Genomic DNA, 13,167 nt, shown 5'->3' with positions numbered 1-13,167 from the left:
CCGGATGCCAACAATTCTGCTCCTCCTAAAGAACTGCCCCGGTATCCCTCCTTTGGCATTGCGACCCAACTGGAAGATGGTTAGCCTCCAGACCGTGCAGAGACTCTTCTCTATGTTTCCGGCAGGAGCGGCGGGCATTGCGTTACTAATCCTGAGGCTTGCCTCTGCCGCCGCTCTGTTGGAGTGCGGTTGGCGACAGTCCCTCTTCGCTACCTTGACAAGAACCGTCGTCATTCTTGCGTTGCCAGCGGGCGCATTATGCCTCGGTATTCTTACTCCCTACACATCAACAGTCAGCTGCCTGATTGAACTCGCCATAATTGTCCGATCTGGAACTCAGCCGGAATTCCCCATCATTATCTCGATAGTGATTACTGCGGCTCTAGGGGTGTTGGGTCCTGGAGCGTACTCACTTGATGCCCGTATGTTCGGCCGCAAGATTATCAGGTTTCCAATTCACGATAGAGAACCATGAGTCACTCAGGCGAATGCAGTATCGGTCCATCCTCCGAATGGCGGTTTATGGGACGTGAGTAAAGCGATAAGTTGAAGACCATTAGCAGACTTGGATCGAGAAAGGAGGATATATGGCTTATGCACCGTATTTGACCGAAGACCAGATCGAACGTATTCGCGAGTATGCCAAGCCACGACAAGTCGTCGCGGACGAGGTTCTTTACGAGCCAGGTTTCGATACACCGCCAGTCTATGTGGTTATATCCGGTGCGATTAGGATCGTGGCCGTCGGTGGAGAGAAAGAACGCACCGTAACGACGTATCGACCCACCCAGTTTTCTGGCGAGTTGCTAATGATCTCCGGTCGACGTTCGATCTACCGTTGCCAGGCCGTCGAAGCTGGGACATTACTCGCACTGTGCCCTAAAGATCTACGAACTCTGATTGGCAAAGACGCAGAGCTCAGTGACATCATCATGAATGCGTTCCTTGCCCGGCGCCTTTCGTTGAAAGAGACGGGACAAGGCAATGTGGTGGTTCTTGGTTCGAAATATTCCACGAACACCCTTGCGATACGAGAATTTCTAACCCGTGATGGTCACCCGTTCAACTACTTCGATCTCGACTCCGATCCTGTGACGCAGGACCTGCTCAACCGCTTCGACGTCGCGATCAGCGATATCCCCGTAGTGATCTGCAACAACACGCAGGTATTGAAAAATCCCTCGACAAAAGAGATTGCCGAGTGCCTTGGCTTCAACAGCAACATTGATGACTCTCAGGTGAGAGATCTGGTTATTGTGGGAGCTGGGCCCGCTGGATTGGCTGCCGCGGTGTACGCCGCGTCCGAAGGACTTGATGTCTTGGTCGTCGAAAAAGCGGCCCCTGGCGGGCAAGCTGGATCAAGTTCCAAAATTGAGAACTACCTAGGATTTCCAACTGGCTTATCGGGTCAGGAACTCGCTGATCGAGCCATCGCGCAAGCTGAGAAGTTTGGTGCCCGCATTATGGTGGCGCGCTCGGTAGAACGCCTCAGCTGCGATCAGCGTCCCTACACGGTTGCGCTCGATGACGGCCATGAGATTCCCACGCGAACCATAGTGCTCGCAATAGGAGCGCAATACAACAAACCTGCTCTTCCGCGATTGGAGTCCTTCTCCGGTAAAGGAATCTACTACAACTCAACATTCATGGAAGCCCAGCTTTGTACCGGTGAACAGGTCATCGTTATAGGCGGAGGGAATTCGGCGGGACAGGCAGCGGTCTTCCTCTCGCAGAATACTGCTGGTGTAACGATGCTGGTGCGGTCGAACAGTCTAGCCGACACCATGTCCCGTTATCTCATCCAGAGAATTGAAGAAAATCCACTGGTTCAATTGCATTATTCAAGCGAACTTACAGGCCTCGAAGGCGACGAGCATCTCGAATGCGTAGAGTGGCGCGATAAAACCTCCGGAAAAACATTCAGTCAGCCCATCAGGCACGTCTTCATGATGACAGGTGCTTCCCCGAAGACCGACTGGCTCTCAAGTTGTTTAGCCCTGGACAGGAAAGGGTTCATTCTTACAGGCCGTGATCTTGAGACCGCGAAACCTCCGATTCCCTGGCTGCTCGATCGGCCGCCTTACATGCTTGAAGCGAGTCTGCCCGGAGTGTTCGTTGTTGGAGACGCGCGCTCCGGCAACGTAAAGCGTGTGGCTTCGGCGGTAGGTGAGGGTTCGATTGTGCTTCATCTTGTTCACCAGGCGCTGACGGAGCCGTAGAAGCCATCTGCAGTCCACTTTGAGCAATTAGCCAGACCATGTTTTAAAGCCCGCGATCAGCCGAAGCCGACGGCCACACAAGGAGACAAGATGAGCGCCAACAATAAAATTGGCCTGCACGCAATGCAGTACAAAACCATCGATGGACTGCAGATTCGCTTTGCGACGAACGACAAGAAGAGTGGCGACCCTATTTTGCTGCTCAGTCCGCTGCCCGAGAGCATCCTCGCATTTCTTCCCACGTGGAATATGTTTGCGGACTTGGGGCCAACCATTGCGGTGGACCTTCCTCCATTCGGCCGCTCGGAAACCAGGGCAGATACGAGAACTCCGGAAGTTGTAGGAGATTTCGTTCTCCGCATCGTGGACGCCTTCGGAATGAATCAGCCACACGTGATAGCACCGGACATCGGAACTCCTGCTTGTCTCTTCGCAGCCGCAAATCACCCCGGAGTCTTCAAAAGTCTCGTGATCGGAAGCGGAGCAACAGATCACACAGATATTCTCGGCGACCTAGACCGAATTGTGAACGCCCCATCCCTAGATCCATTCAAGGATCTGACGGGAGAACAGTTCGTTCGCGCGGCTGTCGCAGATATGAAGCACTACAAACTACCGGACCATGCACTACAGGATTACATCGCCTCTTATGCTGGACAAAAGTTCTGGGATGCGATGGCCTTCGTTCGAGATTATCCGCAAGCTCTTCCTCGTCTCGCCACCCGCCTATCTGAGGTTACAGTCCCTTGCCAGTTGACCGTCGGTCGATACGACCCTTTCGTCCCTGTCTCCAATGCGGAAGGCCTGCATCGAGGATTACCGAAGAGCCGGCTCGATGTCATCGATTGCGGACATTTTGTCTGGGAGGATGCTGCCGAAGAGTACGGAAAACTGGCGTGCGACTTTATCCAGGGCGGTTACGCGGAACTCTAGCAAATACATTTCACCGGGACAACTCATTGCTCAAACGGTTTGTGGTTCCTTCATTACAACTTCGGGCAACATTCCAGGCCCGCACACCAGTTGAAAGACATTGCGCGTCAGGGAGGACGCATCTATGAAGACAGCAAAAGAACTTCTCCAGGCCTATATCAGTGGTTCTGCGCTGGAGTCCGCCGCCTTGTTCGCGGACAAAGGCGCACTCGAATTGCCATATCTGGCCGACCTCGGTGTCGAACCGAGGTATGAAGGACCGAAAAATATTGGGACCTTTCTTACTTTCCTGCACGAGAAGATGTATCCGAACTTCAGGTTTGTTGATGTGAAGATCTATATCGATACACTCGACCAGGCCTTCGGGGAATACACCATTCACCAAAAGTCGGGGATCTCCGGCAAGAATGTGCATCAGCGGTTCTTCGGTCACTGTGTTGCTGCCAATGGCAAGATCGTTTTGCTGCGGGAGGCTCTCAATGTATTAGCTGCCGCCGATGGCATGTTTCCCAACGGAATAGCAGATGTGATCAACAAAAAGTAACTGATACACTGCCGCGTCCCAACAGGCGCCAACTTTGCAAAGAAGGAATATATGTCGAACGACTACACACTCTCGCTTTCTACGGTGACCGCTAAGATTTACGCTCCTATCGAGAAGGTAAATATCGCCGATTGGGTTCTTCATCTTCCCGATGCTGAGTATCAGCGTTGTTCGACGGCGCACATCGCTGCGGGAGCAACGACAACAGATGATGGGCGTCCTATGTCGATCAACGTTGAAACAATCGGCGATGCCTTTGTAGTTCAGCATTATGTGGCCGAAGTTCAGGAACCGCATTTCTGCCGTATGGTCTCGATCTCCGATTCCATCTCCCCTGCTGGGCGTACCAAATTGCAGGTCGTTTGGGAGCTCAGTGTCAAGAAGGTCGACGATCATACATGCGAGTACACGAACCATATTCACTCAACTGCAACCGATCAGACCCTGACCTTCTTTAAAGAACACGGCATTCAGTTCGAGAAGGCACACGCAGTTCGGCAGCAGGCATCGCATGCGCACAATCAGGAGGAGACTCCAAAGTTCGCGAAGAGTATCGAGCAAAAAGCACTAGGGCTAGATCACGCACAGGCAGCAGCAAATTCCATGGCTTTGGAGGATAAGAAATGAAGGTCCTGTTCATCATCAGCAGCTCCGATACAGCATTCTGGCTGTCGGAGATCACACATCCTTATTGGCACCTCACGGAACGCGAGGTCGAAGTCGACTTCGCCAGTCCAAACGGAGGCAAGGTCGTCTTCGATCCTTATAGCGATCCACATTTTGAGAGGTCGCTTGAGCCCAACGATCTCGTAAGCAAGGGCTTTCTATCGGACAAGAAGACCATCGCAAAACTAGAGACGACCCTGAAGCTGAAAGACGTTGATCTGAGCGAGTACGATGCGATCCACGTTGCAGGCGGCAGGGGTGCCACCTTCGATCTCTTTCCTAATGAGGACGTAGCGAAGGCGCTGGAGTATTTCTGGTCCAAGGATAAAGTCGTCGGCGCCATCTGCCACGGTGCCGTCGCTCTCGGCAATATTCCCGACCGGATCAAAGGTCGTCAGGTGACCGGATTCACACTTGAGGGGGACAAGCAGCTTCAGGCGATGTTTGGAAGCGGATTCATCATCCCGCATTATCCGCAGACGGTCCTCGAGGGGACTGGCGCGGTCTATACCAGCATTCAGCCGTACACGCCTAAAGTCGTGGTCGATGGCAAGCTGATTACCGGCCAGGACCAGTCCGCCGCGTCGGAGTATGCGCTCGCGCTGTTGCATCTGATGACCGGCCATAGCCCGGTCACGGTGGTTTAACTACGACGACTGGCGCGCTGCTAATGCAATCGCGGGCTCTGGGCAGTCGGCCTCTCTGCCGCAGCTCGGAGTCCCCCGGGCCAGTAACATCCAACGCCCCAACCGGAGGAAGATCTATGTTGTTTCATGTGCGTATTGACGTTCACGTTCCCCTCAACACCGACCCGGAAAAGCTGAAAGATCTGAGCGCCCGAGAGCACGAACGAGCCAAGGAATTGCAGCTTCAGGGAAAGTGGACACATCTTTGGCGGGTGGCAGGAAAATACTCGAACATCAGTATCTTCGATGTCGAGGATCCTGCTGAGTTACACGATACCCTTAGCTCACTGCCGCTCAATCCCTTCATGGAAGTTGAAGTCACTGCCCTCTGCAAGCACCCAGGCTCCCTGGAGCTGAACAAGTAGTCGCCCGGCAATGTGGCAGAGCCAACTGCATCCGTTCTGGATCAAAGGAGCCTCTATGTACCGTACTTTCATACAACAACTCACCTCCGTTGTCTTCGCAATCGCCTGTTTGGTCGGCCTCTTTCCAACCTCGGTTTCCGCGCTACGAGAACCTGGAGGTCTGACCAACTCCGCGTCCGATGCTGGACCGCTCAACGAACGCGCACTACGAGAAGTCCAAACACTCAACCGGCGCCTCATCGACGCCGAGAACAGCAAGGATTTTGACGCGGTGAAGCAGATGGTATGGAACTCGCCGTCGGCGCTTTTTGTGGCTAAAACAGCCACCGCCGCCGAGGGAAACTGGGCCGGCTTCTGGGGACACGACGCGGTGGTCCAGCATCTTCATGATGTGATCTTCGGGGGGCCTTTTCATATGGAGGCCGATTACACAAGGGCGAAGGCCGTCGCCATCAGTGGTGATGTCGCCGAAACCTATGTGCCAGTTCAGATCACGGTCGGCTATGCGGGACAGCAAGCAGTCCCGAAACCTTTCCTCATACTGATGGAGTGGGTCAAGACTCCGGAGGGTTGGAAGATGGCGAGTGATATCGCGATCCCTGTCCCGCCGCCTCCTTCGCAGACCGACTAGCAGCGGTTTGACCACACATCCGAATTTGACCGACGTTACGAAATGGAGGAAGGAAGCGATGAAAGCTATCCAGTTTTCTCAATTCGGCGGGAGGGATGTCCTCGAATACGTTGAGGTAGCAAAGCCCCTCCCACAAGCCGACGATCTCCTCATCGAGGTTACCGCCTCAGGCGTCAACTTTGTTGACATCAGAGAGCGCATGGGAGTCTACGCACGGCCCGAGACGCATGTAGGCCAGGATAAGGTGCTGCCACGAATATCGGGATTGCAAGCCGTCGGAAATGTCGTGGCAGTAGGTCCAGCGGGTGACCGCAGTCTGGTGGGCAAAAGGGTGGTGGTCTTGCTTTCCTCCGGAGGATATGCCCAATTTGTCACCGCGCGTGCTGATCGAACAGTCTGCATACCGCAGGATGCCGACGACGTGATGTTCGCGGCCATGCCAACCCAAGGAATGACAGCCTGGCTGATGTTGAACTCATCTACCCAACTCCACCCAGGCGAGAGCGTCCTGATTCATGGAGCCGGAGGAGGTGTAGGTAGCATGGCGGTCCAAATCGCAAAGTCGATGGGCGCCGGCTTGGTCGTTGCTTCCGCTGGAAGCGAAGAGAAGCGAGCATTCGCTTTGAGTCTTGGCGCAGATGTCGCGATCGATTACGACCTTCCTACTTGGCCGAGTGACGTGCTAGCCGCCACTGCAGGTAACGGCGTCGACGTCATCCTGGAATCCATTGGTGGCGAAATCTTCGAGAAGAATTTCCAGTGTCTGGCGACCTTTGGTCGCTGTATCATCTTTGGCTCGACCCGTGGTCCGGGCAAACCATTCGAGCCGCGACGACTGATGAGCAGATCGCAGACCATGACAGGCATTTACCTCCCAGTCTTTGACGCAAAGCCAGAATTGATTCGAGAGGGCATGAAGTATCTCGTCGATCAGACGGTTGCCGGCAATCTTCGCGCCCAGGTATCAGTGCACCTTCCTTTGAGCAAGACCGCAGAAGCGCACCGTCTTCTTGAGGAGCGCCGTGTGGTTGGTGCTGTCGTGCTCGATCCCCGGTACTGACGAGGCCAAACGCATCGCCGAGTTTCGTTCGGTACTGAGAATCGTGACTACGAAAGTTCAGCGCTAGCCCAAGAACGGCCGAGGTCTGTTGAATCTGTTTTTGTAGTTGTGAGAGCAAGGACATTTCATTATGCCAACCGCGGGTAGCGGAAGGAAGCGTATGAAAAAGGGTTATTGGGTTGCAAGCTATCGAATGATTACAGATCCCGAAGCGCTAAAGAATTACTCTGCGCTGGCGGGTCCAGCTATTGAGGCTGCAGGTGGGAAGTTTCTGTCGCGCGGTACAGCTATCGAGGCGCACGAAACAGGCTGGGTCGAGCGGACCGTTATCGTTGAGTTTGACAGCGTGGAAATGGCGGAAGCCGCCTATGAGAGCGAAGCCTATCGTGTGGCTCTCGCGGCAATGATGGGCGGCGTCGAAAGGGATTTTCGCATTCTGGTGGGAGTGTAACGACAACGATCCGCTTCGTTTCCCCAAAATAGCCATTGCGAAGTAGGGAAACTTATTTAGGACGGACCTCATGTTAAGGAGCGCAGTCTCATGATCGAAGCCGGCGCATACGGGGAACGGATGGCTGGCTATCTACACCTTACCGGGGTGCCAATCCACGCGGCTCTGGGTTCCGGCAGATCCGAACTAGCTGTAACCAGGCTTCAAGCACCGATGGGCTTCACCGATCCGACAAGTCCTATTCCGTTAGAAAAGGCTTTTTCAATCCATCTGCATCTTCGCGCAAACCAGGGAGGCCGTCTGTGGCTCTCTGGCAAATTGGTGCCCACCGGGAAACGACCTTCGGGAGGAGTGACGATCCTCGATCTCGAAGAAGACCCAATTGCGTTTTTTCCGAATCCTATTGACGTCGTGCAGTTCTATATACCGCGCATGGCACTTGAAGAGTTTGCTTACGAAAACCGCATTGCCATGGTGAATACGCTCAGTTGGCCCCATTGTGAGACGGACGCAACGCTCAAACATCTGGGGATGGCCGTTCTCTCCGCAATTCAGCGCAATGAGCCTACACCGAAGATCTTTTTGGACTACATCGGTCAAACCATCCTTGCGCATGCCACCTCCATCTATGGGGCCACTCCAGCTGCGCCCGGTCCGATCCGGGGACAACTGGTCCCTTGGCAGTCGCGGCGCGCGATGGAGTTCCTAGACGCGAACTTGTATGGTGATGTTTCTTTGGCTTCCGTAGCAGCCGAATGCAATTTATCGGTAAGCCATTTTGCCCACGCTTTTCGGCGGACCTTTGGGCGACCCCCGCACCGTTGGCTTATGGAACGTCGCATCGACGCAGTAAAAAACCTCCTGCTAACCTCACGGTTGACACTCGCAGAAGTTGCAAGCAAGTGCGGCTTTGCCGATCAATCCGCCCTTAACAGATCTTTCAAGCGCGTTTTAGGAGAGAGTCCGGGCGAGTGGCGCAGGAGCAGAAAAGGCCATCATTGAGCAGCTTCCTTCAAGACTCACTGCGCCAATCACCTCTACAATTCGAATGCGTATCAATCTGCAGAAGATGAGAAATTCGTAAAATTTGTAGGGAGATAGACATGTACAAGCTAGTCGCCGCCATTACCTTTGCAGCTTCGCTCGCCGCTTCAGCACAAATGGATATGAAACTTTCGGGGCCTCAATCCACAGATAAACAGAAAATCGCAGATGCTCTGCGGGCAGGACCGCTGTTCATCACAAAGGACGCTGTCCTTGCAGACTGGCCGACGAACCCGAAGGATCCAAACGCTGAATACCGGGTTCTACGAGCTGGCAAGAGCGACTGGACATGCCTGCCAGGAATTCCCGGCTATCCCCATGATGAACCAATGTGCCTGGATAAGACTTCGATGCAATGGATCAAAGACAGCCTCGCTGACCGGCCTGTCCACATCGACCAAATCGGTGTGATGTATATGTTCTCCGGAGCGTGGGTCCCGGACCTGCATGGAACGTCCCCAAGTGTCGATCACACATATCATGTGGGACCACATGCAATGATCATCACCCCTCACAATGAAGATATCGCAAAATTCAATCACGACGGTTCTACGGGTCAGATTTACGTTTCACATCTGCCAGGGCACTCCGAGCTCTATCTGATCATGCCCTTTAAAGATTGGCCTCAGCAGTAGTGGAATCAAGCCTATTAACCTTGAAGCTCGGATAGTAAGCAGTTAGAGGCGTTCCATTGGTACGGCTCTCGGCAGCGAACCGTCAGTGGCTGAAAGAGCGATCGGGATTTCACCCAATGATCAGTTAACGCAACCGCGTTTATCAGGACCTATTCGGATCTAACCAGCATTCCGGATAGCCGGTTATTCGGACACTTGAAGCAGAGCACATCGGTAAACACAAGCCGACTTCCCGTTACCAACCTGTGGATCGAAAGGCAGTTGGTAACGAGAAGCCCAAACTGGGGTTTACGAAGTGAACAGTCACACCGATCTCACGATTTCAGGAAGGCAGCAACGAGTTTGGTGGTTGCGACTGGATTCTCCTCCATAATCCAATGACCGGAGTCTGGGACGATTGCCTCCTGCACATCCGTTGCAGCTATACGCATCACTGTCGCCATCATGGTTCCGAACGCTGCTTCGCCTCCGATGGCAAGAACAGGCATGGTGAGTTTACCCTTGGCGAGATAGGTCTTGCTATCGAGCGCGTCCTGTCCGAAAGCGGCGAACTGTGCGAAGCCTGCGCGAATCGCACCGGGCATTGCATAGAGTTCTGCATAGTGCTGGCGCCTCGCTTCATCGAATCGCTCCGGGTGGAGTGAGAATTCATTCCAGAAACGGTCGAGATAGATGCGTTCTCGGCCGGCGACGAGTCGCTCCATGTCAGGGCCGCCAAAACCAAACTGCCACATGCGGGGATCCTGCACAATCTGTTCCCATGGACCGACTCCGGGAAGAGGGGCGTCGATGGGGATGAAACGGCTCACGCGGTCTGAGGACGTAGCGGCGAACGCGTAGCCGACCATGTTCCCGATATCGTGCGTCACGAAATCGGCGCGAGACACGCCTAGAGCATCCATCACGCCTGCCACATCGTGGCTTTGCGTCTTCTTGTCGTATCCTCCCGACGCCCTTAAGGACAGTCCGAGTCCGCGTAAATCCGGCACGATGACGGTATGGCCGGCTACGAGTGCGGATGCCATCGGGATCCACATATCGCCGGTTGTGCCAAAGCCGTGCAGCATGACTACTGCCGGTCCTTGACCACCCACACGGGTATGGATCGTTACACCGTTGGTTTCTATCTCGCGGGTCTCGAAGGCTGGCGGAAACGATATCGAACAGTGATCGTTGAGGTTCATGATGTGCTCCTGATTTGAGGAATGAATTGGCCAGCCCTTCCATTTTAAGATCGACTGGTCTATAAATACTTACATGTCGGAGTGTAGAAAAGCAAATATAAAGACCGTTCGATCTACAAATAATGCAGAACGTCCCAAACGCGATCGAGGTCGACCGCGTGAATTCGATCGAGACCAGGCGCTAGACAAAGCGATGCGGCTCTTTTGGTCGCGCGGTTACGACGCCATTTCGATGGCGGACTTACGCGCGGAATTGGGCATTACGCAGGCGAGCCTCTATGCGGCGTTTGGAAGTAAAGAGCAGTTGTTCCAAGAGGCAGTCGAGCTTTACCGCCAAACGGCGGGCTTAAGTACGACGGCTGCCCTTGCAACGGGAGACAGTGCTCGTGACGCAATCCATGCGATGTTGCAGGCGGCCGTGGATGCATATTCCGCGCCCGATTCGCCTGGAGGCTGCTTACTGATTCTGGGAGCCACCAATTGCCCAGTGGAGAGCAAGACCGTGCAGGAGCACCTCTTAGCGATACGTCGCCAAATTACGCAATCCATCCTAGATCGCCTGAAAAAGGGACAACACGATGGCGACGTGCCAACAACAGCATCCCTTACAGCCCTGACAGCGTACTTCTCGACCGTGCTTCACGGCCTCGCGCTGCAATCACGAGATGGCGCTTCGCTAAAGACGCTCACGCAGGTAGTAAAGATTGCTATGGCGAATTGGCAACAGATGGTTAGAAGGCCAGCTGAAAATTAGTACCGGGAGACGCGCTTCTCGTCAGCTGCAATCGCCGACGAGAAGCCGACTCATCGGGACCTGGCATCAAGGCTCGCAGGCCTGCGGGATGGCCCTGCCTGCTACAAACTTTCCCGTAATGTGAATACCAATCGCGGCTTGCCGGGAGCCTCCCAGTTTTCTGCCACCGTTTCAAGCGGGACGACCTTCGTAGGAAGGTAGAGCTTGCCCTGCGCCGCCAGATCGAAGGTCTGGCGGATGCCTTCCAAAAGCTTCGGCATAGGGACAGACTTGAGACCACTGCCCAGGATTTGGATCGCTGAGGAGCGCAATGCGGCGGCCGGAACCTCTACAGGTTCACGACTGGCCTCCCCCACCTGGACGAAGCGGACCGGGTGCGCGTCTTCAACCGCTTTCGCTACAGCGACGATGATGGTGCGCGCGCTGCTGCCCCAAAGGTAATCAACGACGACATCCAACCCATCGGCAAATACGGATAGGAGCGCCTCCTCAAAGTCTTCAACCCCACGTTCGTTCTCAGGGCGAAGATCAAACGGAATGACGACATCGGCACCGACAGAACGCAGCGCTTCGAGTTCCGGTGCGTTTCGGCCCGTCACAATCACCTTTGCCGCTCCAAGTGCTTTCGCGACCTGAACAGCAACAAACCCTGCGGCCCCCGTTGCACCGTTGATGAGAACAATCTCGCCAGCTTTGAAGCGGGCACGTTCAACGAGTGCGGCGAAGCAGGACATGCCCGGATTTGCCAGCGCGGCAGCATTCACATCGTCGAGATTGTTGGGCAAGGTGATGGTGCGACGCGGGTCGACGAGGGTCTGTTCCGCCATCGCTCCAAAGGGAGCTTCGGGAATGGCGAAGTACACGCGCCGCCCATCGGCGAGGGTCCCCACGCCATCCACGCCGGGAACAAAGGGATAGTGGTTATCCGCGCTGTAGTGCGAGCCGGCGGCTCGTCCTTTCGTCAGATTGGTCAAAGCTGCAGCAGTGACCGTGATGACTTCGAAACCTTCCCGCGGAACGGGGCTGTCGAACTCGCCAAAGGTGGGTTTCATTCCAGCGGACGTTACGATGGCTGCTTTCATAAGTGTGCTCCTCTTCAAGTAGTCTAGGAAAACCGTTTGTACCGTGCTTGACCATGTATGCCAAAGGATGAACCGAAACTGCCAGATGTTCTCGAAAGCCTGGGCGTAGTTGCGTGGGAGCTGCCCCGAGCTAGCATTAGGCAAACGCCTGCTCATAGCCATGCTGAGGCGCAGTTGTGCGGTCTCGATCAAGGACTCGCGATTTTGGAGACAGAGGCCGGCGCCTGGACGTGCCCGCCCGGACGTTGCGTGTGGATTCCCTCCGGCATGGTGCATTCCCTGCGGTCGTGCGGCAAGATCAGTGGCTGGATGATGCGCCTCTCCACAGATGAAAAAGCTACAAGCAAAAGAGCAAGACTCCCCGCCGAACCTCGCGTTCTGGCGTTGTCTCCGCTGTTGAAACAGATTGTCGTCCGCATGATGACCTGGGGTAGAAAACCCGGAGGCTAATGCAGCCAAGGAGCGCTTGGTGGATGTGTTGCACGATGAGATTCGTACGGCCTCTCAGGTCGATCTGCACCTGCCGGTACCTCGTGCCCCGGCGCTGAGGCGGCTGGCGGAGCGGCTGGGGGAGATTTCTGGAGATACCAAGGATCTGGCAGCGCTGGCACACGAGGTCGGCTTGTCCGAGCGCTCGCTGTTCCGCAACTTTCAGAAGGAAACCGGCCTGAGCCCAGGCCAATGGCGTCGGCAGATGCAGCTACTCCGCTCGCTCGAGTTGCTGGCAGAGGGATGGTCGGTGACGGAGACTGCTCTTGAGGTCGGCTATGAGAGTGCCGGAGCGTTTACTCGATCCTTCCGCCAAATCGTTGGAGTGACGCCTAGCGTATACGCTCAGCAGCAGTGAAGTTCTAAGTCCTGATAAATGTGGATGAGCAGGTCTTCCGGAACGGAGAGAGACTATTCCCATGAA

Annotated in this window: 16 protein-coding genes; 14 read left to right on the top strand and 2 right to left on the bottom strand. The window is 54.9% G+C overall.

Features of this window, described 5'->3' with window-relative positions; all coding sequences use genetic code 11:
* Positions 1 to 587 precede the first annotated feature (587 nt).
* The 11 genes from GSQ86_RS23715 (at position 588) to GSQ86_RS08220 (ending at position 9,234) form a co-directional block, all read left to right on the top strand.
* Positions 588 to 2,219 (top strand): cyclic nucleotide-binding domain-containing thioredoxin-disulfide reductase, encoded by a 1,632-nt coding sequence (locus tag GSQ86_RS23715; RefSeq protein ID WP_158749498.1) that lies wholly within the window; start codon positions 588 to 590, stop codon positions 2,217 to 2,219.
* Between the two features lie 90 nt (positions 2,220 to 2,309).
* The gene (locus GSQ86_RS08265) at positions 2,310 to 3,152 is read left to right on the top strand and encodes an alpha/beta fold hydrolase (RefSeq protein ID WP_158749497.1); all 843 of its coding nucleotides are present in this window, start codon (positions 2,310 to 2,312) and stop codon (positions 3,150 to 3,152) included.
* A gap of 124 nt (positions 3,153 to 3,276) precedes the next feature.
* Positions 3,277 to 3,696: a nuclear transport factor 2 family protein gene (locus tag GSQ86_RS08260; RefSeq protein WP_158749496.1), complete on the top strand. Its 420-nt coding sequence runs from the start codon at positions 3,277 to 3,279 to the stop codon at positions 3,694 to 3,696.
* 51 nt (positions 3,697 to 3,747) lie between these two features.
* Positions 3,748 to 4,323: a hypothetical protein gene (locus GSQ86_RS08255; protein WP_158749495.1), complete on the top strand. Its 576-nt coding sequence runs from the start codon at positions 3,748 to 3,750 to the stop codon at positions 4,321 to 4,323.
* The gene (locus GSQ86_RS08250; RefSeq protein WP_158749494.1) at positions 4,320 to 5,009 is read left to right on the top strand and encodes a type 1 glutamine amidotransferase domain-containing protein; all 690 of its coding nucleotides are present in this window, start codon (positions 4,320 to 4,322) and stop codon (positions 5,007 to 5,009) included. The genes GSQ86_RS08255 and GSQ86_RS08250 overlap by 4 nt, the downstream gene beginning before the upstream one ends.
* 116 nt (positions 5,010 to 5,125) lie before the next feature.
* Positions 5,126 to 5,413 (top strand): muconolactone Delta-isomerase, encoded by a 288-nt coding sequence (locus tag GSQ86_RS08245; RefSeq protein ID WP_158749493.1) that lies wholly within the window; start codon positions 5,126 to 5,128, stop codon positions 5,411 to 5,413.
* Positions 5,414 to 5,468: 55 nt separating this feature from the next.
* Positions 5,469 to 6,044: a nuclear transport factor 2 family protein gene (locus tag GSQ86_RS08240; protein WP_158749492.1), complete on the top strand. Its 576-nt coding sequence runs from the start codon at positions 5,469 to 5,471 to the stop codon at positions 6,042 to 6,044.
* Positions 6,045 to 6,102: 58 nt separating this feature from the next.
* On the top strand, positions 6,103 to 7,104 hold the full coding sequence (locus GSQ86_RS08235; protein ID WP_158749491.1) for a zinc-binding dehydrogenase: 1,002 nt from the start codon (positions 6,103 to 6,105) through the stop codon (positions 7,102 to 7,104).
* 160 nt (positions 7,105 to 7,264) lie between these two features.
* Complete coding sequence (locus GSQ86_RS08230) at positions 7,265 to 7,555, top strand: DUF1330 domain-containing protein (protein WP_158749490.1); 291 nt, start codon at positions 7,265 to 7,267, stop codon at positions 7,553 to 7,555.
* 90 nt (positions 7,556 to 7,645) lie between these two features.
* Complete coding sequence (locus GSQ86_RS08225) at positions 7,646 to 8,557, top strand: AraC family transcriptional regulator (protein ID WP_158749489.1); 912 nt, start codon at positions 7,646 to 7,648, stop codon at positions 8,555 to 8,557.
* A gap of 101 nt (positions 8,558 to 8,658) precedes the next feature.
* Positions 8,659 to 9,234 carry a hypothetical protein gene (locus GSQ86_RS08220; RefSeq protein WP_158749488.1) on the top strand — a complete coding sequence of 192 codons (576 nt, stop codon included), beginning with the start codon at positions 8,659 to 8,661 and terminating at the stop codon, positions 9,232 to 9,234.
* Positions 9,235 to 9,548: 314 nt separating this feature from the next.
* Here GSQ86_RS08220 and GSQ86_RS08215 read toward each other — a convergent pair whose 3' ends face one another.
* Positions 9,549 to 10,418 (bottom strand): alpha/beta fold hydrolase, encoded by an 870-nt coding sequence (locus GSQ86_RS08215; RefSeq protein ID WP_158749487.1) that lies wholly within the window; start codon positions 10,416 to 10,418, stop codon positions 9,549 to 9,551.
* 193 nt (positions 10,419 to 10,611) lie between these two features.
* Between GSQ86_RS08215 and GSQ86_RS08210 the strand changes: the two genes are divergently transcribed.
* The gene (locus GSQ86_RS08210) at positions 10,612 to 11,172 is read left to right on the top strand and encodes a TetR/AcrR family transcriptional regulator (protein ID WP_216841060.1); all 561 of its coding nucleotides are present in this window, start codon (positions 10,612 to 10,614) and stop codon (positions 11,170 to 11,172) included.
* A 101-nt stretch (positions 11,173 to 11,273) separates the two neighbouring features.
* Here GSQ86_RS08210 and GSQ86_RS08205 read toward each other — a convergent pair whose 3' ends face one another.
* Positions 11,274 to 12,254: a zinc-binding alcohol dehydrogenase family protein gene (locus GSQ86_RS08205; protein ID WP_158749485.1), complete on the bottom strand. Its 981-nt coding sequence runs from the start codon at positions 12,252 to 12,254 to the stop codon at positions 11,274 to 11,276.
* Between the two features lie 57 nt (positions 12,255 to 12,311).
* On the opposite strand from GSQ86_RS08205, the gene GSQ86_RS08200 reads away from it, so the two are divergent.
* Together GSQ86_RS08200 and GSQ86_RS08195 are read left to right on the top strand one after the other, a co-directional pair.
* Positions 12,312 to 12,704 carry an AraC family ligand binding domain-containing protein gene (locus tag GSQ86_RS08200; protein WP_158749484.1) on the top strand — a complete coding sequence of 131 codons (393 nt, stop codon included), beginning with the start codon at positions 12,312 to 12,314 and terminating at the stop codon, positions 12,702 to 12,704.
* A gap of 19 nt (positions 12,705 to 12,723) precedes the next feature.
* A complete protein-coding gene (locus GSQ86_RS08195; RefSeq protein ID WP_158749483.1) occupies positions 12,724 to 13,101 on the top strand; it encodes a helix-turn-helix transcriptional regulator in 378 nt (125 codons plus the stop codon).
* The last annotated feature ends 66 nt before the right edge of the window (positions 13,102 to 13,167 follow it).

Source organism: Acidobacterium sp. S8 (assembly GCF_009765985.1).
Classification (GTDB): Bacteria; Acidobacteriota; Terriglobia; order Terriglobales; family Acidobacteriaceae; genus Alloacidobacterium.
The sequence above is the reverse complement of the archived record's forward strand: the minus strand, read 5'-3'. Positions and strand labels throughout refer to the sequence as shown.

Excerpts from the sequence above, each read along its gene's own strand:
- GSQ86_RS23715 (WP_158749498.1), top strand. The coding sequence starts at position 588 with ATGGCTTATGCACCGTATTTGACCGAAGACCAGATCGAACGTATTCGC.
- GSQ86_RS08265 (WP_158749497.1), top strand. The coding sequence starts at position 2,310 with ATGAGCGCCAACAATAAAATTGGCCTGCACGCAATGCAGTACAAAACC.
- GSQ86_RS08260 (WP_158749496.1), top strand. The coding sequence starts at position 3,277 with ATGAAGACAGCAAAAGAACTTCTCCAGGCCTATATCAGTGGTTCTGCG.
- GSQ86_RS08255 (WP_158749495.1), top strand. The coding sequence starts at position 3,748 with ATGTCGAACGACTACACACTCTCGCTTTCTACGGTGACCGCTAAGATT.
- GSQ86_RS08250 (WP_158749494.1), top strand. The coding sequence starts at position 4,320 with ATGAAGGTCCTGTTCATCATCAGCAGCTCCGATACAGCATTCTGGCTG.
- GSQ86_RS08245 (WP_158749493.1), top strand. The coding sequence starts at position 5,126 with ATGTTGTTTCATGTGCGTATTGACGTTCACGTTCCCCTCAACACCGAC.
- GSQ86_RS08240 (WP_158749492.1), top strand. The coding sequence starts at position 5,469 with ATGTACCGTACTTTCATACAACAACTCACCTCCGTTGTCTTCGCAATC.
- GSQ86_RS08235 (WP_158749491.1), top strand. The coding sequence starts at position 6,103 with ATGAAAGCTATCCAGTTTTCTCAATTCGGCGGGAGGGATGTCCTCGAA.
- GSQ86_RS08230 (WP_158749490.1), top strand. The coding sequence starts at position 7,265 with ATGAAAAAGGGTTATTGGGTTGCAAGCTATCGAATGATTACAGATCCC.
- GSQ86_RS08225 (WP_158749489.1), top strand. The coding sequence starts at position 7,646 with ATGATCGAAGCCGGCGCATACGGGGAACGGATGGCTGGCTATCTACAC.
- GSQ86_RS08220 (WP_158749488.1), top strand. The coding sequence starts at position 8,659 with ATGTACAAGCTAGTCGCCGCCATTACCTTTGCAGCTTCGCTCGCCGCT.
- GSQ86_RS08215 (WP_158749487.1), bottom strand. The coding sequence starts at position 10,418 with ATGAACCTCAACGATCACTGTTCGATATCGTTTCCGCCAGCCTTCGAG.
- GSQ86_RS08210 (WP_216841060.1), top strand. The coding sequence starts at position 10,612 with ATGCGGCTCTTTTGGTCGCGCGGTTACGACGCCATTTCGATGGCGGAC.
- GSQ86_RS08205 (WP_158749485.1), bottom strand. The coding sequence starts at position 12,254 with ATGAAAGCAGCCATCGTAACGTCCGCTGGAATGAAACCCACCTTTGGC.
- GSQ86_RS08200 (WP_158749484.1), top strand. The coding sequence starts at position 12,312 with ATGCCAAAGGATGAACCGAAACTGCCAGATGTTCTCGAAAGCCTGGGC.